This is a genomic window from Paraburkholderia sp. MM5477-R1 (assembly GCF_050436385.1).
Classification (GTDB): Bacteria; Pseudomonadota; Gammaproteobacteria; order Burkholderiales; family Burkholderiaceae; genus Paraburkholderia; species Paraburkholderia tuberum.
In genome coordinates this window covers 398,631-422,767 of record NZ_JBNDMC010000004.1, presented here as the reverse complement: position 1 = coordinate 422,767, position 24,137 = coordinate 398,631, and the positions used below count along the sequence as shown (strand labels likewise).

Below are 24,137 nucleotides of genomic sequence, written 5' to 3'. Positions count from 1 at the left end.
CGATCGCGCGCGCCCAGTCGCTGGCCGGCTTGCCGTCAATCTTTTCTGTGCCCGACAGCAGACTTCCGCCCAGTTCGGGCTGGTCGTCAACCAGAATGACCCGCGCGCCACTCGCGCCCGCCGTTCGTGCCGCAGCCAGTCCCGCTGGACCCGCGCCGACGATCAACACGTCACAATGCGCAAAGCGCTTGTCGTAGCGGCCCGGGTCGTTTACCTCCGGCGACTTGCCCAGACCCGCGGCGTGGCGAATGCGTTCCTCGTACTTCGGCCAGAAGCTGCGCGGCCACATGAAGGTCTTGTAATAGAAGCCGGCCGGCATGAATCGGGCGAACTTCTGGTTGATCGCCATGCGATCGTGTTCGAGGCTCGGCTCCGCGTTCACGCTTGTCGCGTCGAGCCCCTGATAGAGCTCGACCTCCGTCGCACGCGCGTTCGGGATCGTGTGGGCGCCGCGCTCGAGCTGCACCAGCGCATTCGGTTCCTCGACGCCCGCGGTCACGATGCCGCGCGGCCGGTGGTACTTGAAGCTGCGCGCAACGAAATGCACATCATTGGCAAGCAGCGCCGACGCCAGCGTGTCGCCCTGAAAGCCTTGGAACGTGCGGCCGTTAAACGTGAACGTCAGGGGAATCGCGCGATTGATGCGCCCGCCCGATGGCAAACGGTTCTGCTGGTTCATGCTGATTCTCCTTCTTCCGGAACGCCGATCTTGCTGACCGACCTGAACGCGTACGTCACCGTATCGCGCTCGGCGTTGAACCAGCGGCGGCATCCCTGCGCGTGGTTCCACTGTTCACGGTGCAGGCCACGCGTGTTCTTGCGCTATGAACAGGTACTCGCCCCATTCCCTGTCAGTAAGCTTCTCGGTGTCGAGCGGACGCACGATCTCGGCTTCGCCGCCGTACGAGAATTCGGACTCGGCGCGCGGCCCGCACCAGGGGCATTGAATGAGCAACATGGATCTCTCCCTGGTTAGTGCGCGACCGCTGCCGCGCCGTGTTCGTCGATCAGATGGCCGGTGTAGAACCGGTCCAGAGAGAACGGCGCATTCAGCGGATGCGGTGTGTCGTTTGCAATGGTGTGAGCGAAGGCCCACCCGGAACCCGGTGTGGCCTTAAAGCCCCCCGTGCCCCAGCCGCAGTTGAAGTACAGTCCTTTCACGTCTGTCTTGCTGACGATCGGACACGCATCCGGCGACACATCGACGATCCCGCCCCACTGCCGGTTCATCCGCACGCGCGAGAACACCGGGAACATTTCGACAATCGCCTGGAGCGTGCCTTCGATGGTGTGGAAACTACCGCGCTGGCCATATCCGGTGTATTGGTCGACGCCCGCACCGATCACGAGGTCACCCTTGTCGGACTGACTGATGTAGGCGTGCACCGCATTCGACATAATCACCGTATTAACAATCGGTTTGATCGGTTCGGACACCAGTGCCTGCAGCGGATGGCTTTCAAGCGGCAGGCGGATCCCCGCCATCTCCGCGAGCACGCTGCTGTTACCTGCTGCGACCACCGCGACCTTCTTCGCCTTGATGAAGCCTTTGACGGTATCGACTCCGACCACTGCGCCGTTGGCCCGGCGAATGCCGGTCACGCCACAGTTCTGCAGAATGTCGACACCATGCTGGTCCGCACCGCGCGCATAGCCCCATGCGACCGCATCGTGCCGGGCTACACCGGCGCGGCGCTGGAATGAGGCGCCCAGCACCGGATAACGGCTGTGCAGGTTGATCACCGGCACGATCTCCTTGATCTGCTCGGGGGTGAGGAATTCAGCATCGACGCCGTTCAGCCGGTTTGCATTGACGCGACGTTCGGTGTCGCGCACATCCTGCAGCGTGTGGGCGAGATTGATCACGCCGCGCTGACTGAACATCACGTTGTAGTTGATGTCCTGCGAGAGCCCCTCCCACAACTGGAGAGCCTTTTCGTACAGCGCGGCCGACTCGTCCCACAGATAGTTCGAGCGCACGATTGTCGTATTGCGCGCCGTGTTGCCGCCGCCGATCCAGCCCTTTTCCAGCACCGCGATGTTACGCACGCCGAGTTCCTTCGCGAGGTAGTACGCGGTGGCAAGACCATGGCCGCCGCCGCCGACGATCACCACGTCGTATTCCTTCTTCGGCTCGGGGCTCTTCCATGCGCGCTCCCAGTTCTCGTGATACGACAACCCGTTGCGCAACAAACTGAATATCGAATACCGGCTCATCGTCTGTCTCCTCAACACTCAATCACGTTGACCGCAAGGCCCCCGCGTGAGGTTTCCTTGTACTTGGTCTTCATATCGGCGCCTGTCTCGCGCATCGTCTTGATGACCTTATCCAGCGATACGTAGTGTTTGCCATTGCCGCGCAGTGCCATGCGGGCGGCGTTCACAGCTTTCACTGCGCCCATCGCGTTACGCTCGATGCAGGGAATCTGCACCAGGCCGCCCACCGGATCGCAGGTCATGCCCAGGTTGTGTTCCATGCCAATTTCAGCGGCGTTTTCGACCTGTTCTGGTGATCCGCCGAGGACCGCGGCGAGCGCGGCGGCCGCCATCGAGCACGCGACGCCGACTTCGCCCTGGCAGCCGACCTCCGCGCCCGAGATCGACGCGTTTTCCTTGTAGAGCAACCCGATCGCAGAGGCCGTCAGCAGGAATTCAACAACGCCATCGTCGTTGGAACCGGACACAAACTTGACGTAGTACTGCAGGACAGCCGGAATGATCCCCGCCGCTCCATTGGTCGGCGCCGTGACGATCCGTCCGCCAGCGGCGTTTTCTTCATTCACCGCCATCGCGTACAGGTTGATCCAGTCAATCATCGATAGCGGATCGCGCAGGCTTTCTTCTGACTGCGCTTTCAACTGCCGAAACAGATCGGCCGCGCGTCGCTTCACCTTCATGGGTCCCGGCAAGGTGCCTTCCATCGAGCATCCGCGCGCGATCGCTGCAGACATCGCGTCCCTGATCTTCAGCAACCCTTGGCGCGCGGTTTCGGGCGTGCGCCAGGTTGCTTCGTTGGCGAGCATCAACCCTGCGATAGACAGGCCGCTCTCGCCGCACATGCGCAACAGTTCGACACCTGTCCTGAACGGATAAGGAACCCGTGTGGCACCTTCCTGGCCGTTGAGGCGCTCCCCTGCATCGTCAACAACAAAGCCGCCCCCAACCGAGTAATAGACTTGCTCGTCGACCACCTTGCCGCTTGCGTCGAAAGCGGTGAAGCGCATTCCATTAGCGTGGAACGGCAGCACCTCGCGGCGCAGGAACACCATCTGCGTCTTCTCGTCGAAGGCAATCTGCTGGACTCCAGCGACTTCGATCGACTTCGTTGAGCGAATATGAGCCAACCGGGTTTCCACGTAGTCGGGATCGATCGCATCGGGGAGATTCCCTTCGAGCCCAAGCAGCACAGCCTTGTCGGTGCCGTGTCCCTTGCCGGTGGCGCCGAGCGAGCCGTACAGGTCCGCCCGGATCGCGCTCACCTCACCAAGCTTTCCGGCGTCGCGCATGCGGGTCGCGAACCGGCAAGCCGCGATCATCGGCCCGACGGTATGAGAGCTCGAGGGCCCAATGCCGATCTTGAAGAGATCGAAGGTGCTGACGTTCATGGCTTTCTCATTAAAGTCCAGCGTATACCGGCAGGCGCGCACACAACTTCGCCACCTGTTCGCGCACGCGCTGCTCGACCTGGGCATCGCCGAGGTTGTCCAGCACGTCGCAGATGAGCGCGGCGGTCAGCACGGCATCAACCTCCCTGAATCCGCGTGTCGTGATGGCAGGTGTGCCGATGCGGATCCCGCTCGTCACGAACGGCGATTGCGGATCGTTCGGCACCGCATTCTTGTTTACCGTGATGTGCGCACGGCCCAGTGCCGCGTCCGCGTCCTTGCCGGTGATTCCTTTCGCGACCAGGTCGACAAGAAACAGGTGATCGTCCGTGCCGCCGGACACCACGTCATAGCCGCGCTCGACGAATACCGAAACCATCGCGCGCGCATTCGCCAGCGTCTGTTTCTGGTACTCGACAAAGTCGGAGCCGAGGGCTTCCCTGAACGCGACGGCCTTCGCCGCGATGACGTGCATCAGCGGCCCGCCCTGGGTTCCGGGGAAAACCATCGAATTGAGCTTCTTTTCGATCTCGGCGTTGGCTCTGGCGAGAATAAGCCCGCCGCGCGGGCCGCGCAGCGTCTTGTGGGTAGTCGTCGTGACGATGTCCGCAAACGGCACAGGATTCGGATATAGTCCTGCCGCCACGAGTCCTGCCACGTGTGCCATGTCGACAAAGAGTAAGGCGCCGACGCGATCCGCGATCTTCCGGAAACGCGCGAAATCGAGAACACGCGAGTAGGCGGAGAAACCCGCCACGATCATTTTCGGCTGGTATTCGACCGCCAGGCGCTCGACTTCGTCGTAATCGATCAGGCCGGTTTCTGTATCGACGCCGTACTGGACTGCGTGATAGAGCTTGCCGGAAAATGACACCTTCGCCCCATGCGTGAGGTGACCACCGTGTGCGAGGCTCATGCCGAGAATCGTGTCGCCCGGGCTCAGCAATGCCAGATAGACCGCGGCGTTCGCCTGCGAGCCACTATGCGGCTGGACGTTCGCATAATCTGCGCCAAAGAGCTGCTTCGCACGCGCGATCGCCAGTGACTCCACTACGTCGACATGTTCGCAGCCACCGTAGTAACGCTTGCCTGGATAACCTTCGGCGTATTTGTTGGTGAGCACCGAGCCCTGCGCTTCGAGCACGCGGGGGCTGGTGTAGTTTTCCGATGCGATGAGCTCGATGTGAACTTCCTGACGCTGGCGCTCAAGGCGCATCGCGTCAGACAGTTCCGGATCGAACCCAGCAATGGTTTGTTCCTTTGAAAACATTGAAACGTCTCCTGCAACATCCTGGGGTGCCTGCGGCCGTAGCCGCAGGGTGATTCGAATGAGACCGGAACAGGCTTAGATTCAGGCCTTGATGATGTTGTGCTCCGGGCCGTACCTGAATCCGGTGATGTTGGTTGCATCTTTCTCGCCCACCACCAGGATGTCGTGCTCACGATAACCGCCCGCGCCAGGCAGGCCTTGCGGCAGCATGATCATCGGTTCCATCGAAATGACCATGTTCGGTTCGAGCACCGTGTCGATGTCTTCGCGCAGTTCGAGCCCGGCTTCGCGGCCGTAGTAATGCGAGAGCACACCGAACGAGTGGCCGTAGCCAAACGTGCGGTATTGCAGCAGGTTGTACTCCGCGTAAATCCTGTTCAGTTCGTGGGCGATATCGCTGCATCGCGCGCCCGGCTTGATCAGCTTCAGGCCCGCCTCGTGCACTTCGACGTTGACCTTCCACAAACGCAGGTGCTCGTCGGAGCAGTGGTCGAAAAACATCGTGCGCTCGAGGGCCGTGTAGTAACCGGCGATCATCGAGAAGCAGTTCAGGCTCAGGATGTCGCCCTTCTGCACCTTGCGTGTGGTCACCGGGTTGTGGGCGCCGTCCGTGTTGATGCCGGACTGGAACCACGTCCACGTGTCCATCAGCTCTGAATCGGGGAAACGCGTGGCGATTTCACGGACCATCGCCTGGGTCGACGCGAGCGCGACTTCGTGTTCGGGCACACCTTCATGAACAGCGGCGGCAAGCGCCGCTCCCCCCACATCGCACACATTGGCGCCATGCCTGATGACCTCGATTTCTGCAGCGGACTTGATCATGCGCATGTGCATCGTCTGCGCACTGATATCGACGAATTCGACAGAGGGCAGCGCGGCTTTGAGCTTTTCCAGCACATCCACGGGAACATGATCGAACTCGATGCCGACGCGGCCCTTGTTGTCGATTTCCTGCTGCACGGCACGGAAGAAGTTATCGCGCTGCCAGTCGGTGTAGACCACGTTGTAGTCGCCGACCGTACGACGCCACGGCTGGCCGCCATCGATATTTGCCGAGATCGACACCACCTTGTTCGGCGTTACGACGAGCCCGTACTTACGGCCGAACGAGCAGTACAGGAAGTCCCCGTAATAGTTGATGTTGTGATACGACGTGAACAGCACGGCATCTATATTCTCGTTGGACATCAATGCGCGCAGCTTGCCCTGGCGGCTCGCATACTCCGCATCCGAGAAGGTGTGCTTCACCTTCTCGCCATTCTCAATCCGAATCAGATTTTCCAGTTTCATGCGCTCGCTCCTTGGTGAAAAAACGCCAGCAGGTGTGAGCGAATAGTAGAAGGTCGGGGATTTAGAACGTTTTCGAAAACGACACGACGATCCTCAATTTCGACATTGAGGGTTTACCTCCGTGAGCTCGTTTAGCTGTCGGATTGGCCTGTTCAACGAGCGTGCGCCTCCGCCGCAGCGATCGTGCGTGGGCTGGAGCAAGGAAACTGTGTGGCGGGTGCTGCCTTACAATGCGTTCTGGTATCGCCGACGGTCCGCCATGGGCGAAATCTTGAACTGTGCTTTGTAACGCGTCGCGAAGTGCGTCAGTGATGTGAAGCCTGTTCGTGAACAGACCTCTTCGAGCGGCTTGCCCGTCCGGTATAGCAACTGGCGGGCGCGGAGCAGGCGAATCTCAAGATAGGCCTGAGCCGGCGTCTTACCTGTCCGATCGTTGAACCAGCGCTCAAGCTGGCGCTGTGAGACGCCCAGATACGAAGCTACCTCCGCGACCGAGAGCGCTTCCTCGACATTGCTCTCCATGATCTGCAAAGCTTCGTCGAGTTTCGTATGTTCCGCGCCCATGTATTGGCGAAGCGATGTCCGCTGCTGTTGCTCGTGACTGCGTCGTTCTGCAACGAGCAATTCGAGCACGCGTGCGGCAAGCGAACGGCTGCCGGGTGGCATGCCAAGCAGATGCACCATCAGGTCCAGCGGCGCGACACCGCCACTGCATGTGTAGCGATCCCGATCCACTTCGTAGAGGCGATTGGAGACGATGAGCTTTGGGAACTGGCCCATCAGCACGTCCTGATCTTCCCAGTGAATCGTGCACCGATAGCCGTTTAGCAAACCGGCGCGGGCCAGAAAGTAACTGCCGGTGTCGAGACCGCCCAGCGCGGTGCCGCCGCGCGCATGCAGCCGTAGCCAATCCAGCACTGCGCCGATCCCCTTGCGTGGAATCGGATTGGGGCCGACTACGAATACGGCGTCGAACGAGCCCGGGTCCCGGATCGTTGCGTCGGGGAGTACGCGGATGCCGTCGCTCGATTGAACACACTCTCCTCCCGCGCTGATGAGTTGATAGTCGTAGACACGGCGCCCGACGACCATGTTGGCGATCCGCAAGGGATCGACTGCGGCACCCAGTGCGATCAATGAGAAATTGTCGAGCAGCAGAAATCCATATTTTCTGACGCCGAGGTCATGAAGTCCGTCAGCGTGACGCTCTTCGAGCTTGATAGGGCGAGTTGGCATAGACGGGTTCTGGTCAGCAACGACCCGGCTCGCCTGCAGGCTACCTCGCCCACAAACGCTTCGGTCGACGGATTCCTGGCATCCTACCTCCAGCACCCAGTCATTTCCAGTGAAGAACGCCGATCCGCGAGCGGCGCAATAGCGGGGGCGGCCCGAGGCTGTGACGTGGTCGAAATGGGCGTCTGCCTGGCAAGGCCCAGGCAGACGTTGCCGCTGGTCGTTTAATAGCGGGCGCTCAGAACGCGTGACGCATGCCTACCGTAACCGCCACTTGCGTGGTCGTCGCGGACGGCGACAGCGTGTTGATCATCGCATGCGACAGCACGGAGTCCGCTGGCGCGCCATGCACGTTCTGATACACACCTTCGAGATAGAAGTCTGTGCGCCTGCTGACGGAGTAGTCGGTCTGCAACATGGCCGTGTTCCATCCCGGCGAAGAGCCGTTGTAGGCGCCATGCGTATAGGTGTACGCGCCCGATACGCTCACCGCCTCCGTGAGCGCGTACTTCGCATTCGCTTCGTAGTTGTCGAGGCGCAGCGAACCGGCGAGGGTGCCGGCGGAGGCATCGTTGGCGCCGAGGTAGCTGCCCGTGCCGAACGAGAAGACGCCCGCCGCGTTGTCGATCTGCGTATGACTCCAGACCAGCCCGACAGTGGCCGGTCCGAACGTCAAGTTACCGCCAAGCGACCAGATACGCTGACGCTCGGCGATGAAGTTTGCGCTTGTATCGCTGGTAGTCACGGCGCCAGTGCCGTTACCCGCGTTGTTCAGTTGCAGGTAGCCCGCGGCAAGATTCAGCGGCCCCTCGGCATACGACAGGCCGAAACCGTACGAGCGGTTATTCGCGAAGTCGCCTGCCTTGTTGCTGAACGAATACATCGTTTCGAACATGACGCCGTGGTACGTCGGGCTCGCGTACTTGACCGAGTTGTTGATGACGACCGAGTTGGCGGCGAGGTTGTCATTTTCGAATGGATGTGCGGCGATACTGCCACCCCACGTGTTGTATCCGGCCGTGAGCGGTCCGACCAGGTCGTTCATCACGTCAAACTGGCGACCAAACGTCAGGGTGCCGTACGGATCGCTTTGCAGGCCGACCCATGCCTGAGAACCGAACGCGCTACCGGCAAAAGCCTGGGCGCCGTTATTCAAAAGAAAGGATTGCTCAAGTTTGAACAGCGCGCGAAAGCCACCGCCCAGATCTTCTGTTCCTTTGAGGCCAAACACCGTGTTCTGCGTCGAGCTGGTTACTTCCTGCCAGTTGCTATGCCCGAGTTGATTGTTTGTGTAGATCAGGCCAGTATCGAACAGACCGTAGAGTGCCACGCTGCTTTGCGCGTGCGCCGGAACAGTAAAGGCGCAAAAGAGCATGACCGCGAGTAGGGACCTTTTATACATGTTGGCTCAATGAATTTGCGGTGGTTGACGAAATCAGCTGATGCGTCAAAAAATACCCGCGCTTCACAACGGCGACGGTATCCCGTCGAGGTTTGACGCGGGTAATCCAGGAAAACAAGATCGTGCGGAGTTCAACTCGCCACTTGAACGACGGCGTCTACTGTGGCTCGGAAGTATGGGCTACGCCGGGCCATCGTGAAGTAGGTCAGGCCCGCGGAGAGTAGACCGAACCCAAAGCTAAGATCGCCCCAGCCGAGGTAGTCGCGCATCAATGGGCTGACATAGGTCGGCGAATTGGAGAACAAAAGCGACGCCGCGATCCCGACCAGCAGCGCAATCACACCCGGCCAGAAGATCCCCGCGTTGTACCAGTACGCGCCGCTTCCCCACTTCATCCAGGCGTCCGCCTGATACCGGCCACGGCGCATGAAGTAGTCGACAATCACGATGGCCGCCCACGGTGCGGTCCAGAAGACCATGTAGTTCAGAAACACCTGATACATGTCGAAGAACTGCCCGTAGAACACGGTCACCACCCGGAAGCCCAGCGTGAACAGCGCAATGATGGTCAGCGACGTGATCCGGTTGATCGGAATGCGCAACGCCAGCAGCCCCAGTCCCGCCGTGTAGCCGTTAGGCACGTTGGCCGCGATGCCGCCGAGGATGATCGCGAACAGCAGTGGCACGATGAACCACGTCGGCAAAAATCGGCCAAGCTGGCTGACCGGGTCGTCGCCGAGCGTGCCACCCAGTGCCGTCGCAAACAGCACGCCGATCACTTCACAGAACATCAGCGCGACGAACTGCCCGCCACCGGCCGCCAGCGCGATCTTTTTCCAGCTGGTTTCCGCGGGGAAATAGCGGCTGTAGTCGGAGGCGAAATTCGCCCAGCCGATCGGATAGGAAAAGATGATCCCCATGGCGATCAGCCACGTACTGATCGATCCGCCACCGTGGTTGATCGCCGACGCCATCGCGAAGCTCGTATGCGGCAGCACGAAGGCCGCCAACCCACCGAAGAGCATGGCGAGCACGACCGCAATCCATTTTTCCGCGGCGATGATGGTCGCGTGTCCAAAGATCGCCAGCAGGATTTCCGCCGCGAGAATGATCGCCAGTGAGACCCAGACCACCCCGTGGCTGTGGAACCCACCCATCTTCAGCAGCGTTTCGAGCGCCTGGGTGGCGACCACCGAATTGATCGAAAACCAGCTGAGTGCGGAAACCAGACTCACCGCTTTGGGGAGGAACGATCCCAGCTGGCCGAACGAACTGCGCGAGGTCATGATGCCGGACGTGCCGGTACGCGGCCCCATGATCGTAGTCAGGCCCAGCACAAAGCAGCCGAACAGGTTACCGACCAGAATCGCACCCAGTGACTGCCACAGTGACAGTCCTTGCGACAGCGCCAGTGCCCCCGTCACCACCACCACATAGTTGGTGTTCGCACCGATCCACATCTTGAACAGCTCGGCGGGCGTACCGTGACGATCTTTTAAAGGAATCGGATCGATGCCGTGCTGTTCGACGCTCCATGCCTTGTCGGCTGTCACTTCGGCATGCGGGTTACGGCTATCGTAGTTTCCCATTGTGTTCCCCTTTTTGGATGCTTCAGGCGCGTGACGCTTTGACGCGCGCATCGTAGGCTTCGCGAAGTGCGCGCGAGATCCCTTCAACACAGACGTCGAACAGCAACGCCCCCTTTTCCGCAGAAGCGGCCGCGGCCGAGGACAGGCACCCGGACGCAGGCGTCCACTCCGGAATCGGCGGAAAGACGTCATACGGCGGAAAGCTCGCCGGTGCATGCGCCTGAACGCACGACATGTCGACCAGATGTGGATGCAGGTGCAGCATCAACGATGTTTCCAGCACACCGCCGTGCTCCACCGCCCAGCCTGGAAAACCATCCGGATAGATCCGGGCGATCGTTTCTTCAGTAACGAAATCCCAGTAAGAAAGCATCACAACCTGAAAGTCGTGAATGCCTTCCCAGCGCAGCTCGCGAATCGCCAGATCAACCCCTTCGACGGCGAACATGGAATTCTCGAAATGTCCATTGACAAGGCAGACCTTCCGCGCGCCGTGACGGGCAAACTCCTTGAGGACGTCTTTCACAGTCAACGACAGCGTGTGGCCATCCAGACTGGTTGTGCCACACAGATGGTTGCCGCCGCCGCTCTTCTGCTGGGATTTGTAGCCATACGCAATGGCAGGGGCCACCAGCGCGTCGATTTGCCGCCCTACTGCAACCGCAATTGCGCTTGGCAGCAGCACATCGGGGTTCATCGACATGTGCGGGCCGTGCTGCTCCAGCGCACCAATCGGAATCAGGATGGGCTGCGCTTGCTCTTTCACCCGGCGCGCGTACTCGGGCCACGCGAGCTCGCCTATTACCACGCTTTTTTCCATGGAAATACTCCTCCTTACCTGCCGTTTCTGTTTATGTCGATACCACGCGAACCATCAGACTATCGTAGAAGCCTAAAAATCCGGAAATGTTTCCATTCACGACAAATCGCTTCCCATTTTCGACATTCCCGCAGCGCAGGCAAAACGACGTCGATGAGGAGAACGGCGGCGATGTGCCGCCGTAGCGCTCGGGGTCACCGAATCCTACGCTTCGAGAATTTTCGGAGCTAAGGTAGTCTTCCGGCTGAACCGAAAGCGTCAGTGTCAGGCCTTGATGATGTTGTGCTCCGGGCCGTACCTGAATCCAGTAATGTTGGTGGCATCTTTCTCGCCCACCACCAGGATGTCGTGCTCACGATAACCGCCCGCGCCAGGCAAACCTTGCGGCAGCATGATCATCGGTTCCATCGAAATGACCATGTTCGGTTCGAGCACCGTGTCGATGTCTTCGCGCAGTTCGAGCCCGGCTTCGCGTCCGTAGTAATGCGAGAGCACACCGAACGAGTGGCCGTAGCCAAACGTGCGGTATTGCAGCAGGTTGTACTCCGCGTAAATCCTGTTCAGTTCGTGGGCGATATCGCTGCATCGCGCGCCCGGCTTGATCAGCTTCAGGCCCGCCTCGTGCACTTCGACGTTGACCTTCCACAAACGCAGGTGCTCGTCGGAGCAGTGGTCGAAAAACATCGTGCGCTCGAGGGCCGTGTAGTAACCGGCGATCATCGAGAAGCAGTTCAGGCTCAGGATGTCGCCCTTCTGCACCTTGCGTGTGGTCACCGGGTTGTGGGCGCCGTCCGTGTTGATGCCGGACTGGAACCACGTCCACGTGTCCATCAGCTCTGAATCGGGGAAACGCGTGGCGATTTCACGGACCATCGCCTGGGTCGACGCGAGCGCGACTTCGTGTTCGGGCACACCTTCATGAACAGCGGCGGCAAGCGCCGCTCCCCCAACATCGCACACATTGGCGCCATGCCTGATGACCTCGATTTCTGCAGCGGACTTGATCATGCGCATGTGCATCGTCTGCGCACTGATATCGACGAATTCGACAGAGGGCAGCGCGGCTCTGAGCTTTTCCAGCACATCCACGGGAACATGATCGAACTCGATGCCGACGCGGCCCTTGTTGTCGATTTCCTGCTGCACGGCACGGAAGAAGTTATCGCGCTGCCAGTCGGTGTAGACCACGTTGTAGTCGCCGACCGTACGACGCCACGGCTGGCCGCCATCGATATTTGCCGAGATCGACACCACCTTGTTCGGCGTTACGACGAGCCCGTACTTACGGCCGAACGAGCAGTACAGGAAGTCCCCGTAATAGTTGATGTTGTGATACGACGTGAACAGCACGGCATCTATATTCTCGTTGGACATCAATGCGCGCAGCTTGCCCTGGCGGCTCGCATACTCCGCATCCGAGAAGGTGTGCTTCACCTTCTCGCCATTCTCAATCCGAATCAGATTTTCCAGTTTCATGCGCTCGCTCCTTGGTGAAAAAACGCCAGCAGGTGTGAGCGAATAGTAGAAGTTCAACGAATCAGAATATTATCGACTGCGACAAACTACTCTCGATTTTCGACATGAAGGGTAAACACTCTCGGGGCTGCGAGTTCACAGTAGCACTGGTCTCGGCCAGCACTACCTAGCACCTGCTATGGCACACTATCACCGACCATATCCGGGCGTCGCGAGAACTGTTCCTTGGTCAGCGGGTGCCAGACATGGAAGGTTTCGACCCGACGGCGCCTTCCGTTCGAGCATCCGTCCTTTTGCTTCTCGCCATGGGAATGCTTCCACAACGGGGAATCGCGGCCGGCATTTGGACGATCGTTTTTTTCGGCCAATCTATATGCGGGCATTGAACACATAAAAATAGCCCTGAAAGACGCGATTCTCCGGATGCCGCCGCGACCGATACCTCAGCCAACGCGTGCCGTTTGTACATCGGAAGGTCTTGGCCAGCTTGCCGGTCGCGACGGGGTGACTATAGACTTCTTCAGTCTGCCTAACTATTTTGGTTCGGCCACGTCAAGCCTCTCCACTTGCCGCGTGTGCTGCACCACATCGGCGTCGTCGAGCCATAGCGCCTTACGGCCAAAGCCCGTGTACAACCGGCCCGGCTCGGCGCCGTACTTGGGATTGACGTGCCCGGTGCTCTGCGCGCGGCCGCCGGCGCGGAAGCGCTGGCCATCGGATGATGAGGTCGTGCCATCTCCCCAGTGAGCGGCGAACGGATGGTGCTGGGCGTTGACGAGTTCGGCCAGCGCCTGGGAATACGTCTCGTCGCGGATGTGCCATGCCTGCAGCCACGCCAGTTTTGCGTAGGTCGTGCCTGGGCAGGCCTCGGCCATCTTCGTGAGGCCGAGGTTGATCGCATCCGCGAGGATCGTTGTGAGCAGCAGCGTCTTGTCCTGAGTCGTCTCGCCGGTCTTCAGGTGCGTGAAGTGAGAGGTGAAGCCGGTCCACGCGTCCACCTCCATCAACAGCTCGGTGATCTTCACGCGCGGCAGCATCAGCGCGGTCTGGCCGATCAGCGCTTCCGCGTCGTCCGGTACCACCGCATCGAGCGGCGTGATCTTCAGGCCCGAGTCCGTGATGATGGCATCGGGCAGATCGTTGGCCGCCGCGAGCCGGTTGACCGTTTCCAGCCGCTGCTCGAGCAACTGCCGCCGCTCCAGGAGATACTGCTCGCAGTCGGTCGTGATAGGCAGTGGCAGCAGGTTCTCCCGCCGGATGGCTTGGAATTTTTCGGCCGGCAACAGATAGTCGTCGAAATCCTTAAACTGGCGGGAACCTTGCACCCAGACGTCGCCCGAGCGCAGAGCGTTCTTCAGCTCGTAGAGCGCGCACAACTCGTAGTACCGGCGCTCGAGCCCGGCATTCGTGAATACCAGCGGCCTCCAGCGCGGCTTGATGAACCTGGTCGGCGCGTCGGCGGGCAACTTGCGTGTGCCGTCGCTATCCATGGTGCGAATCGTGTTAATGGCGTCGAGCACGTCGACGGCCGCCGGCGCCGCGCGCAGCTTCAGAACCTCGAGGAAGGCCGGCACATAGCGGCGCAAGGTTGCGTAGTGGTCACCGATCTCGTGCAGGAAATCGAACGCCTCGGGCTGCGCCAGTTGCTCGGCCTCGGTGACACTTTGGGTGAAGGCGTCCCATGAGATGACGGATTCGATCGCCTTGAACGCATCGACGCCGTCCTCCTTCGCCTTGAGCAGGGCCCGGCCCAGTTTCCCGAATAGTCTCACCTTGTCGTTGATGGCCTTGCCCGCGCGGTGGAACCGCTCCTGGTGTTTTTTCTTCGCGGTGTTAAAGAGCCGCCCGACGATGCGGTCGTGCAGCTCGACGATCTCGTCCGTCACCGTCGCCGTCGCTTCCATCACACTCGCCGCGAGCGTCGCGTGCCGGCGCTGCGGTTCGAACTTCGCGAGGTCGTGTGGCGTCATCTGCCCGCCTTCACGGGCAATCTTGAGCAGCCGGTTACGGTGGACCAGCCGGTCGAGGCCGGCTGGCAAATCGACGGCCTGCAGCAGTTTCAGGCGATCGATGTGTTGCAGCATTTGCCTCGAGCTGGTTTTGTTGCAGTAAGGGGCCGGGTTAAAATTGGGCAGCAAAAATTTCTGAGCTGTCTGATGAAGAAGACGAAGACACCGCGAACCACGCTTGCCCCGGGCCTGGCCAAGGTCCTGAAGCGGCTTCATTACCCGCTTGAAGTGATTTTGCTGTGCGTGCGATGGTACGTCGCCTATTCGTTAAGTTTGCGCAATCTCGAGGAGATGATGGATGAGCGTGGTATCGCGGTTGATCATTCCACGGTGTACCGCTGGGTACGGAAGCTATTGCCGCTATTCGAAAAGACATTCCGCAAGCACAAGCTTCCGGTTGGGAAAAGCTGGCGAATGGACGAGAGCTATATCAGGATCAAAGGCGAGTGGAAATATCTTTATCGGGCGGTGGACAAGGCGGGCGACACGATCGACTTCCTGCTCAGGGCCAGGCGGGACAAGGTTGCAGCCCGGCGGTTCTTTGAAAAAGCCATCGCCCACAATGGTGCGCCAGAGACCGTGACCATCGACAAAAGCGGCTCCAATCTGGCCGCGTTGAACGCGGTGAATGCCGATCGCGAGACGCCGATCAAGGTCCGCCAGATCAAATACCTGAATAACATCGTCGAACAGGACCATCGGGCTATCAAACGCCGGACCCGTCCTATGTTAGGGTTCAAGGATTTCCACAGTGCGAGGGTCATTCTCGGCGGCATCGAGGTAATGCACATGATCAGGAAAAGACAGATGAAATGTGTGGGCAAAGACCCGTTGTCTGCTTCCCGGCAGTTTTATTCACTTGTTATGTAAGCAATACTGATTATATTGACATTTGTCGTCTCGTCACGCTTACTGCGACAGAACCATCCATGCTGGGATTCAAGACATTCCGCTGCGCCCGGATCCTGCTGGGCGGCATCGAAGTAATGCACATGATCGCCAAAGGACAGATGAAGTGTGCTCGCGGAACTCATCTGTCCAGCGCCGACCAATTTTACGACCTCGCAATATAAGCAGTACTGTGCATATCGATCTCGTTCACCCCGCATTCCTTACTGCGACAAAACCTCGAATACTACCTCTCCCGTCTTAACGCGACAAAACCGTTTGATACGGTTAGCCCGCCAACCCTTTATCAGCGCGGGTTGCAGCTGATCCGCCCGGTCTCATTGCGGTCATCCGAGCCATCGTCGTACAGTTCGTATCCGTCAGCGCATCCCGTCTTGAACGCACGTACGCGCGGTGCAAACGTGTAGCCATCGTAACGACGGAGCAATGCGATGGAGAACACCAGCGCTCAGCGCGACAAAGGACGCGGCGAGTGCGCGCACGCATGCGCACCCAGCGCGGTGGCCGCTTCATCTTCCGGCTCCGCGGACAGATCCCGCTTGAAGGTCTCGGCAAGGAAAAACGCGCACACCAGGCTCAGCAACCCCGTCGCCGCGATATAGATCGAAATGGGCAGCGTCTGGGGTTTTGTTGCAGTAAGGGGCCGGGTTAAAATTGGGCAGCAAAATTTCTGAGCTGTCTGATGAAGAAGACGAAGACACCGCGAACCACGCTTGCCCCGGGCCTGGCCAAGGTCCTGAAGCGGCTTCATTACCCGCTTGAAGTGATTTTGCTGTGCGTGCGATGGTACGTCGCCTATTCGTTAAGTTTGCGCAATCTCGAGGAGATGATGGACGAGCGTGGTATCGCGGTTGATCATTCCACGGTGTACCGCTGGGTACGGAAGCTATTGCCGCTATTCGAAAAGACATTCCGCAAGCACAAGCTTCCGGTTGGGAAAAGCTGGCGAATGGACGAGAGCTATATCAGGATCAAAGGCGAGTGGAAATATCTTTATCGGGCGGTGGACAAGGCGGGCGACACGATCGACTTCCTGCTCAGGGCCAGGCGGGACAAGGTTGCAGCCCGGCGGTTCTTTGAAAAAGCCATCGCCCACAATGGTGCGCCAGAGACCGTGACCATCGACAAAAGCGGCTCCAATCTGGCCGCGTTGAACGCGGTGAATGCCGATCGCGAGACGCCGATCAAGGTCCGCCAGATCAAATACCTGAATAACATCGTCGAACAGGACCATCGGGCTATCAAACGCCGGACCCGTCCTATGCTAGGGTTCAAGGATTTCCACAGTGCGAGGGTCATTCTCGGCGGCATCGAGGTAATGCACATGATCAGGAAAGGACAGATGAAATGTGTGGGCAAAGACCCGTTGTCTGCTTCCCGGCAGTTTTATTCACTGGTTATGTAAGCAATACTGATTATATTGACATTTGTCGTCTCGTCACGCTTACTGCGACAGAACCAGAAAAAAAGCCCAGGCGATCTGGGGAGACAAAGAGGACGATTGATCAACGTCCCGGATCGCCTGTTATGTATATCGTTGATTCGCGAGGCGGCGCATTCGGGCTGCCGGTTGGAGAAGGCTTGTGACGAGCTGGGCGTGAGCCTGCGCACGTTCCAGCGCTGGGTCCGTGATGGTGAGGCGGTGCGCGCCGATGGCCGGACCACGACTGAGCGGCCGGAGCCAGGCAACAAGCTAAGTGAGGCCGAACGGCAACATATTCTTGAGGTGGCCAATAACGCGGAATTTGCCAGCCTGCCGCCCAGTCAGATCGTGCCAAGCCTCGCGGACCGCGGCGTGTACCTCGCGTCGGAGTCGAGCTTTTACCGCGTGCTGCGCAGTGCTTCGCAGCAACACCACCGGGGTCGTGCACGCCAGCCTTCCACGCGGGTTGTCACCAGTCATTGTGCGTCGGCGCCTAATCAGGTCTGGTCGTGGGACATCACCTGGCTACCGGCGGCGGTCAAGGGCAAGTATTACTACTGGTACATGATGCTGGACGTGTTCAGCCGCAAGATTGTCGGTCACGAAGTTCAAGAGGTGGAAGCGGCAGAACTGGCGGCGTTGCTGATGCGGCGCGCGAGTCTGGCCGAGGGCTTGGCAGGACGCCCCCTGGTGCTGCATTCGGATAATGGCAGCCCAATGAAGGGCGCAACGATGCTCGCCACCTTGGAGAACCTGGGCGTGGTGGCCTCGTTTAGTCGGCCGCGCGTGAGCAACGACAACCCATATGCCGAGTCGCTATTCCGCACCTGCAAGTACCGGCCTGACTATCCGCGCCGCCCGTTCGGCAGCGTGGACGAGGCACGCACCTGGACGCAGCAGTTCGTGCGCTGGTATAACCACGAGCACAAACACAGCGGCCTGAAATTCATCACGCCGGCGCAGCGGCATAGCGGCGTCGCCACTGCGGTGCTCGCGCAACGCGAAGCTGTTTACGCGCAGGCCAAGGCGCGCAATCCGCAGCGGTGGTCCCGATCGACTCGCAATTGGAAATTGAAGGACGAGGTCTGGCTCAATCCGGAGCGAGTTCAGCCGACAGAATTAAAGCAGTCCGCGTGAAGTGACGTGACAACTACGTTGACAACCGCCGGTCCCGTTCCGGTTTGTTGGGACTCGCGATACCGGACAGTGGCGTTCCGTTGAACGCCTTCTGCGGCTGCGACATTGGTGGTCGGTGGACGCCAACGATGTTGCGGCGATCGATGACGTGACTCGGAAGCTGATGCATTTCGGCAAGCGTTCGATCACTGTCGAATGGATGTTCTCGCTCGAAAATTCGACGATCGCGGTGCTCGCGGGCTCCTTACACGTTCCGGGCGCCCGACGCAGCGACAGGCATTCTTTCGTCTCTCTGGTCCAGCACTTTTTCCGGCTCGTCCGCTTCCTCAGGGGTCTCGTTAGCCAGCACTCTACGCATTCTGGGCTCGTCGAGTTCGTTGGTCCATTTGGCAACCACTAGCGTCGCCACCGCATTACCGATGAAATTGGTCAGCGCGCGCGCCTCGGACATGAAGCGGTCGATGCCCAGAATTAGCGCAAGCCCCGCGACCGGTACATGTCCGACTGCGGACAGTGTTGCCGCTAGCACAATGAACCCGCTACCCGTGACACCGGCGGCACCTTTGGAGGTCAACAGCAATACGGCCAGCAACGTAAGCTGGTGGGTCAGGTCCAGTGGTGTGTTGGTCGCCTGGGCGATGAAAATGGCAGCCAGGGTGAGGTAGATCGAGGTGCCATCGAGGTTGAAGGAATAGCCGGTAGGAATGACCAACCCGACCACCGACTTCTTCGCGCCGAGATTTTCCAGCTTCACCATCACGCGCGGCAGCGCTGCTTCGGATGACGACGTGCCAAGCACGATAAACAACTCTTCCTTGAGATACTTGATCAGCTTCCACACACTGAAACCATGGAAGCGGGCAATGAGTCCGAGCACGACAAAGATGAAGAGCAGGCAGGTGACGTAGAACGTGGCCATAAGCTTGCCAAGCGAGAGCATGCTGCCGATGCCGTATTTACCAATGGTGAAGGCCATTGCGCCAAACGCCCCGATCGGCGCCACCTTCATGATGATGCCGACAATGCCGAAAAATACATGGGAGATTTTCTCGACAAAGTCGAATATCAACGTGCCTCTGCCGCCGAATGAGTGCAAGGCGAAGCCGAACAAGAGCGCGAACAGCAGTACCTGTAGTATCTCTCCCCTTGCGAACGCGTCGACCACGGTAGAGGGAATGATGTTCATCAGGAACTCGGTAGTGCTCTCCATCTTGTGCGCGCCGGTGACCATAGACACTGCCTTTGCGTCCAACGTCGCGGGATCCACGTTCATGCCGGCGCCAGGCTGCGCAAGGTTGACTATCAACAATCCGACGAGCAAGGCAATGCCGCTGACGATTTCGAAATAGAGCAATGCCAGGCCGCCGGTCTTGCCCACCTTCTTCATATCTTCCATGCCGGCAATGCCGATGACGACGGTACAGAAGATGATGGGAGCGATGATCATCTTGATCAGTTTGATGAAGGCATCGCCGAGCGGCTTCATCGCCTCGCCCCAGTGCGGCGCGAAAAAGCCGAGCAGGACACCGATGACGATGGCGACAATCACTTGGAAATAGAGTGACTTGTAAAGCGGTTTGCGCGCAGCCATTTGAATCCCCACCAGTCGTTTCGGTCGTCAACAAGGCCGTCGTTCGATACGATAGCGCGACCCGTGGGACGGTCGGCGTCGTCGGCCGACCGCATTGCGGCCGCTGAGCAAAACCTGCGCCCACGCACCCCGCACCGCGCCATCTGTCGGCTATCTATGCTGCCGTGCAGCGAAGCACGCGAAGGCCGGACGTCTGCGACGGCAGCTTAGGCGTCGTCCGCAACATCCGCTCTTATTCCCCAGCACCGAGATGTGTTTGGGTTGCGATCACGGTCCACGAAGCGCCGTTTCCTCGAATGACGATAGTTCGGCTTACGCAGTGACCTGCGAGTATTTCCTACCAAATCATTACGAAGGCTATGCTTCGCGACAGTCCTCGACAACCGGGCAAACCCGAGCGTGCATTGCAGCAAACGATGTAGAAGCGAACGCCGACGAAGCACCGATTCACAAAGCCGCAATCGGCGGAGCCGCGCGTCACGCCCGACGCCCCGACGGGTGCATATCGGAAGGCTCGGGCCTTGTTGCCGTTACCGGGATGCTCCTCAATGTCGCCTTTTTGGCCAACTTGCCCGGTATGCGTCGCGCATAATTTGCCGTCGTTTCGGCTTTGCTCCAGAAGCGACTAGCGACCCTTGTTGTTTAGATCCTATGAGCAGGGGTCGTCGACGAACTGATACGTAAAATCAGCGTGTCGAGTCCTGTTCAAAGGAGAGCATCATGCGCACCGATCAGATGTTCACGACGGGTGGTGAGGAACCGGTGCTGGCAGTGTCACTCGAGCTTGCTGCCGCTAAATGGAAGATCGCGCTGCACGACGGCCGGCGTGAGAAGCCGGCCGTGCACACGGTCGCGCAGCCGCAGGCCGCAGCCCGGCTGCAGGCCGTGCTGGACGTGATCGAACAGCAGAAGCTGAAGTGGTCGCTGCGGGCGGGTACACGGGTCGTGGTGAGCTACGAGGCTGGCCAGGACGCGTTCTGGATCTGCCGCGCGCTGCAGGCGCACGGGATCGAGTGCTACGTCGTCGATCCGGCGAGCATTCCGGTCGAACGCCACAGGCGCCGCGCGAAGACCGACCGGCTTGATGTCATCAAGCTGGTCATCAATCTGCGCGCGTGGCTGCGCGGCGAGCGCGACCGGCTTGCTGCAATCGCCATCGCGCAGTTTGTGCCACCGAAAATTCGATCACTTCGCGCGATCCGCGGAGGATTATCTCGACGACGTGTCGATGGACAACATGACGCATACGTTGTATGCGAATTTCTAACTCAGGCCACTGGGGGCCGTGCCGCAGCAATGCGGTACGGCTACCCGACAGATCAATCAGAACTGGTGACGCATACCCACTGTGACGGCCACCTGGGTATTCGTCGACGACGGCGAAAGCGTGTTGATCATGGCATGCGAGAGCACAGAGTCTGCAGGCGCGCCATGCACGTTCTGATAGACGCCTTCAAGATAGAAGTCCGTGCGCTTGCTGAGCGCATAGTCGGTTTGCAGCATTGCCGTATTCCAACCCGGCGACGAGCCGTTATACGCGCCATGCGTGAACGTGTACGCGCCCGATACGCTCAACGCCGGCGTGAGCGCGTACTTCGCGTTCACTTCGTAGTTGTCGAGGCGCAGCGAACCGGCGAGGGTGCCGGCAGCGCTGTCGTTCGCGCCGAGGTAGCTGCCCGTGCCGAACGAGAACACGCCCGACGCGTTGTCGATCTGAGTATGGCTCCAGACCAGCCCGACGGTGGCCGGCCCGAAGGTGTAGTTGCCGCCGAGCGACCAGATACGCTGGCGTTCCGCGAGGAAGTTCGCGCTCGTATCGCTCGCGGTGACCGCGCCGGTGCCGTTGCCCGCATTGTTCAGTTGCAGGTAGCCCGCGGCGAGATTCAGCGGGCCCTGCGCATACGACAGTCCGAAGCCATATGAGCGGTTATTCGCGAAGTCGCCCGCCTTGTTGCTGAACGAGTACATCGTTTCGAAGGTGACGCCGTGGTAGTCCGGGCTCGCGTATTTGACCGAATTGTTGATGACGACCGAATTCGCAGCCAGGTTGTCGTTCTCGAACGGATGCGCGGCGATGCTGCCGCCCCACGTGTTGAACCCGGCCGTGAGCGGTCCGACGAGGTCGTTCACCACGTCGAACTGGCGACCGAACGTCAACGTGCCGTACGGATCGCTTTGCAGACCCACCCACGCCTGCGAACCGAACGCGCTACCCGCGAAGGCCTGGGCACCGTTGTTCAGAAGGAAACCTTGCTCCAGTTTGAAAATCGCGTGCAAGCCACCGCCGAGATCCTCCGAGCCCTTGAGACCAAAGACCGTGTTCTGCGTCGAGCTGCTCGCTGCCTGCCAGTTACTATGCCCGGCCTGATTGTTCGTGTAGACCAGCCCCGTATCGATAAGACCGTAGAGCGTTACACTGCTCTGCGCTTGTGCGGAGACAGCGAATGCGCCCGAGAGCGCAATCGCGATTAAAGGCTTCTTCATATTTTCAAGCTCCGTAAATGGGGAGGATTGTCAAGTCAATTGCTCTATTTGCAGTGCTGGCGATACGCCGCGTGGCGCCCAGGCCGCGTTCGACGTTTACCCAACTGAATGCTCTGGCGCGACAACTCGGCCCTCGATCACAACGGGCAACTCATCAAGCGTCACCGTGCAGCGACGCATGGGAATGTCCATATGGCACGGCGTGTTGCGAGGTCCGCCGACTTCGGTGTTTGAACCCGTCGAAAAAAGGAAGTTACCCTCGAACGCCCGCGCATCCATGCCGATGGAATCGTCCTTGTTGTTCAAGCCGATGGCCGCCCACTGCGCGCGCGGCTGTAATCCCCAGCCAAGATGGGACAGCGCGTACACCTCGGGATCCTTGAACTGCGTCATATAACTCTCGAGGTAGTCCGCGTCGAAGCCGCCGTGAATCTTGCGGATGTACCCTTCACGAATTTCGAGCGTAACGGGCGACTGCACATAGGTCTTGAACGGAAGAAGAATATCGCCGACGTCGAGCACGATCGTGCCCTCGGCCGCTCCCTCGTTGGGCCACGAGAAGAGAAAGCCGCTCGGCCAGTGGTCCCATCGGCCGGGTTCATCGGCGAAACCGTACTCGGTCATCACCGGATATTGTCCAAGCTTCGCAATGAAATCGGTGCCGGCCGCCGACGTGACGCGGATGCTCGACGCGGCCTTGAACACTTCCGCCGCCGCATTGATTCGCACCTTGTCCTCTTCAGTCGGCAGCATCCGCGCGAGCATTTCAGGCGGTTCGACGGCGAGCAGCATGCGCGTGCCGGAAGCGAGAATGTCACTTTGTTCCGGCGAATGCAGCAGCATCATGGTGTCGACGACGAGGTCCGCAGCCATGAGGGCCTCCTTCGCGGCGACATTGCCGGTGAGCGGCGTCTTGCCCACGATTGCCGTGAGATCGTTGCTCGCTGCGCGCGTGTCGTGACTCGCCGGCAACTCGATGCCATAGACCCGTGCGCCAAGACGCTGCGCCGCATCCATCGCTGCGCTCACGATGCGCTGATTCGAATAGTGGCTTTTGAGCACCGCCACACTCTGCGTCTCATCAACCTTCGAAAGTTTCAGCACGTGCTCGAACATCTGAGTGAGTTCCATATCGCTAACTGGCATTGCTCCAATCCTTTTCTAAAGAGGGGGCCGCGAACGCGGCGCCGTGGTTGTGCGCTCGAACCGGCAGCGCTCAGCGCGCCAGATGCCTGATGAATTCGCCCTTGGAGATGACGTCGCCGTACTTGCTGTCGATGTCGAACAGGTTGGCCTCGTGAGGCGCCGCGTGACGATCGCCCACCGCCTCGCGCACAACCATCACGCGAAAGCCGTGCTGAACCGCGTCAACCGCCGTGGCGCGGATGCATCCGCTCGTCGAGCAGCCGACGAGGACGACCGTGTCGACACCCTGCGTGTGCAGCGTGGTCGCGAGCGTTGTACCGAAAAAAGCGCTCGGATACTGCTTGCTGATGACGAGTTCGCCGGGCAAAGGCGTCACTTCATCGCAGAACTCGGCGTGCGGGTGCCCTTCGATCATCGCCTTCATAACCGGCGCTTTCTTGATCCAGATACCGCCATCGAGAAAATCGACGGCATACCGGATATTGGTATGGATCAACGGGATCTTTGCCTCCCGCGCGGCGGCGAGAATCTCCTGCGCGTGTGCGACAGCCGATACCACGCCCCGCGCGTAGAGCGGCGCGCCTCCGGTCGTGTAGCCCTTCATAAAATCGATGAGCAAGAGCGCCGACTTCCGGCCGAAGCCGATGCGTGTATCCCAAACGCCCGCGTAGTTGGTTGCGGCATCCTGTGACATGTGTTGTTTTCCCGGGTAATCGACGCGAGCGCGGAACGCTCGCCGCCGCAATGAAA

16 protein-coding genes and 5 pseudogenes are annotated in these 24,137 nt (G+C 59.8%); 5 read left to right on the top strand and 16 right to left on the bottom strand.

What is annotated here, in order from left to right:
* The 12 genes and pseudogenes from OKW35_RS12355 to OKW35_RS12300 form a co-directional block, all read right to left on the bottom strand.
* On the bottom strand, positions 1-679 hold a 679-nt coding region (locus OKW35_RS12355; RefSeq protein WP_429552135.1), incomplete at its 3' end, for a 2Fe-2S iron-sulfur cluster-binding protein.
* Positions 676-958, bottom strand: a pseudogene (locus OKW35_RS12350) (sarcosine oxidase subunit delta). The pseudogene OKW35_RS12350 and the gene OKW35_RS12355, both read right to left, overlap by 4 nt.
* 14 nt (positions 959-972) lie before the next feature.
* Positions 973-2,217, bottom strand: coding sequence for a sarcosine oxidase subunit beta family protein (locus OKW35_RS12345; protein ID WP_429550833.1), 1,245 nt, complete (start codon positions 2,215-2,217; stop codon positions 973-975).
* 11 nt (positions 2,218-2,228) lie between these two features.
* Positions 2,229-3,605 carry an L-serine ammonia-lyase gene (locus tag OKW35_RS12340; protein WP_429550834.1) on the bottom strand — a complete coding sequence of 459 codons (1,377 nt, stop codon included), beginning with the start codon at positions 3,603-3,605 and terminating at the stop codon, positions 2,229-2,231.
* Between the two features lie 10 nt (positions 3,606-3,615).
* Complete coding sequence (gene glyA / locus OKW35_RS12335; protein ID WP_429550835.1) at positions 3,616-4,875, bottom strand: serine hydroxymethyltransferase; 1,260 nt, start codon at positions 4,873-4,875, stop codon at positions 3,616-3,618.
* Positions 4,876-4,956: 81 nt separating this feature from the next.
* Positions 4,957-6,168: a M24 family metallopeptidase gene (locus OKW35_RS12330; protein WP_429550836.1), complete on the bottom strand. Its 1,212-nt coding sequence runs from the start codon at positions 6,166-6,168 to the stop codon at positions 4,957-4,959.
* Between the two features lie 225 nt (positions 6,169-6,393).
* Positions 6,394-7,404, bottom strand: coding sequence for a GlxA family transcriptional regulator (locus tag OKW35_RS12325; protein WP_429550837.1), 1,011 nt, complete (start codon positions 7,402-7,404; stop codon positions 6,394-6,396).
* Positions 7,405-7,639: 235 nt separating this feature from the next.
* A complete protein-coding gene (locus OKW35_RS12320) occupies positions 7,640-8,803 on the bottom strand; it encodes a porin (RefSeq protein ID WP_429550838.1) in 1,164 nt (387 codons plus the stop codon).
* A 131-nt stretch (positions 8,804-8,934) separates the two neighbouring features.
* Positions 8,935-10,392: a purine-cytosine permease family protein gene (locus OKW35_RS12315; RefSeq protein WP_429550839.1), complete on the bottom strand. Its 1,458-nt coding sequence runs from the start codon at positions 10,390-10,392 to the stop codon at positions 8,935-8,937.
* A gap of 22 nt (positions 10,393-10,414) precedes the next feature.
* A complete protein-coding gene (locus tag OKW35_RS12310) occupies positions 10,415-11,212 on the bottom strand; it encodes a creatininase (protein ID WP_429550840.1) in 798 nt (265 codons plus the stop codon).
* Between the two features lie 264 nt (positions 11,213-11,476).
* Positions 11,477-12,688 carry a M24 family metallopeptidase gene (locus tag OKW35_RS12305; protein WP_429552134.1) on the bottom strand — a complete coding sequence of 404 codons (1,212 nt, stop codon included), beginning with the start codon at positions 12,686-12,688 and terminating at the stop codon, positions 11,477-11,479.
* A 629-nt stretch (positions 12,689-13,317) separates the two neighbouring features.
* Positions 13,318-14,790, bottom strand: a pseudogene (locus tag OKW35_RS12300) (Tn3 family transposase); the annotation flags it as partial.
* Positions 14,791-14,844: 54 nt separating this feature from the next.
* On the opposite strand from OKW35_RS12300, the gene OKW35_RS12295 reads away from it, so the two are divergent.
* The 4 genes and pseudogenes from OKW35_RS12295 to OKW35_RS12280 form a co-directional block, all read left to right on the top strand.
* The gene (locus OKW35_RS12295; RefSeq protein ID WP_429552133.1) at positions 14,845-15,567 is read left to right on the top strand and encodes an IS6 family transposase; all 723 of its coding nucleotides are present in this window, start codon (positions 14,845-14,847) and stop codon (positions 15,565-15,567) included.
* Positions 15,568-16,288: 721 nt separating this feature from the next.
* A complete protein-coding gene (locus tag OKW35_RS12290) occupies positions 16,289-17,011 on the top strand; it encodes an IS6 family transposase (protein ID WP_090812140.1) in 723 nt (240 codons plus the stop codon).
* A gap of 54 nt (positions 17,012-17,065) precedes the next feature.
* A pseudogene (locus OKW35_RS12285) lies at positions 17,066-18,166 on the top strand (IS3 family transposase); the annotation flags it as partial.
* 115 nt (positions 18,167-18,281) lie between these two features.
* A pseudogene (locus OKW35_RS12280) lies at positions 18,282-18,401 on the top strand (HoxN/HupN/NixA family nickel/cobalt transporter); the annotation flags it as partial.
* A 9-nt stretch (positions 18,402-18,410) separates the two neighbouring features.
* Here OKW35_RS12280 and OKW35_RS12275 read toward each other — a convergent pair.
* Positions 18,411-19,757 carry a dicarboxylate/amino acid:cation symporter gene (locus OKW35_RS12275; RefSeq protein ID WP_429552132.1) on the bottom strand — a complete coding sequence of 449 codons (1,347 nt, stop codon included), beginning with the start codon at positions 19,755-19,757 and terminating at the stop codon, positions 18,411-18,413.
* 720 nt (positions 19,758-20,477) lie between these two features.
* On the opposite strand from OKW35_RS12275, the pseudogene OKW35_RS12270 reads away from it, so the two are divergent.
* Positions 20,478-20,975 (top strand): annotated as a pseudogene (locus OKW35_RS12270) (IS110 family transposase); the annotation flags it as partial.
* Between the two features lie 105 nt (positions 20,976-21,080).
* Here OKW35_RS12270 and OKW35_RS12265 read toward each other — a convergent pair.
* The 3 genes from OKW35_RS12265 to OKW35_RS12255 all read right to left on the bottom strand — a co-directional run bounded on the left by OKW35_RS12265 (position 21,081) and on the right by OKW35_RS12255 (position 24,081).
* A complete protein-coding gene (locus tag OKW35_RS12265) occupies positions 21,081-22,241 on the bottom strand; it encodes a porin (RefSeq protein WP_429552131.1) in 1,161 nt (386 codons plus the stop codon).
* Between the two features lie 96 nt (positions 22,242-22,337).
* Entirely contained in the window at positions 22,338-23,387 is a 1,050-nt protein-coding gene (locus tag OKW35_RS12260) for a 2,5-dihydroxypyridine 5,6-dioxygenase (protein ID WP_429552130.1), read from the bottom strand.
* A gap of 70 nt (positions 23,388-23,457) precedes the next feature.
* A complete protein-coding gene (locus tag OKW35_RS12255; protein WP_429552129.1) occupies positions 23,458-24,081 on the bottom strand; it encodes an N-carbamoylsarcosine amidohydrolase in 624 nt (207 codons plus the stop codon).
* Between the last annotated feature and the right edge of the window lie 56 nt (positions 24,082-24,137).

Bases quoted from the DNA above. Each gene is read 5' to 3' on its own strand.
- OKW35_RS12275 (WP_429552132.1), bottom strand. From the start codon at position 19,757: ATGGCTGCGCGCAAACCGCTTTACAAGTCACTCTATTTCCAAGTGATT.
- glyA (WP_429550835.1), bottom strand. From the start codon at position 4,875: ATGTTTTCAAAGGAACAAACCATTGCTGGGTTCGATCCGGAACTGTCT.
- OKW35_RS12345 (WP_429550833.1), bottom strand. From the start codon at position 2,217: ATGAGCCGGTATTCGATATTCAGTTTGTTGCGCAACGGGTTGTCGTAT.
- OKW35_RS12315 (WP_429550839.1), bottom strand. From the start codon at position 10,392: ATGGGAAACTACGATAGCCGTAACCCGCATGCCGAAGTGACAGCCGAC.
- OKW35_RS12265 (WP_429552131.1), bottom strand. From the start codon at position 22,241: ATGAAGAAGCCTTTAATCGCGATTGCGCTCTCGGGCGCATTCGCTGTC.
- OKW35_RS12325 (WP_429550837.1), bottom strand. From the start codon at position 7,404: ATGCCAACTCGCCCTATCAAGCTCGAAGAGCGTCACGCTGACGGACTT.
- OKW35_RS12340 (WP_429550834.1), bottom strand. From the start codon at position 3,605: ATGAACGTCAGCACCTTCGATCTCTTCAAGATCGGCATTGGGCCCTCG.
- OKW35_RS12255 (WP_429552129.1), bottom strand. From the start codon at position 24,081: ATGTCACAGGATGCCGCAACCAACTACGCGGGCGTTTGGGATACACGC.
- OKW35_RS12305 (WP_429552134.1), bottom strand. From the start codon at position 12,688: ATGAAACTGGAAAATCTGATTCGGATTGAGAATGGCGAGAAGGTGAAG.
- OKW35_RS12295 (WP_429552133.1), top strand. From the start codon at position 14,845: ATGAAGAAGACGAAGACACCGCGAACCACGCTTGCCCCGGGCCTGGCC.
- OKW35_RS12260 (WP_429552130.1), bottom strand. From the start codon at position 23,387: ATGCCAGTTAGCGATATGGAACTCACTCAGATGTTCGAGCACGTGCTG.
- OKW35_RS12290 (WP_090812140.1), top strand. From the start codon at position 16,289: ATGAAGAAGACGAAGACACCGCGAACCACGCTTGCCCCGGGCCTGGCC.
- OKW35_RS12310 (WP_429550840.1), bottom strand. From the start codon at position 11,212: ATGGAAAAAAGCGTGGTAATAGGCGAGCTCGCGTGGCCCGAGTACGCG.
- OKW35_RS12330 (WP_429550836.1), bottom strand. From the start codon at position 6,168: ATGAAACTGGAAAATCTGATTCGGATTGAGAATGGCGAGAAGGTGAAG.
- OKW35_RS12320 (WP_429550838.1), bottom strand. From the start codon at position 8,803: ATGTATAAAAGGTCCCTACTCGCGGTCATGCTCTTTTGCGCCTTTACT.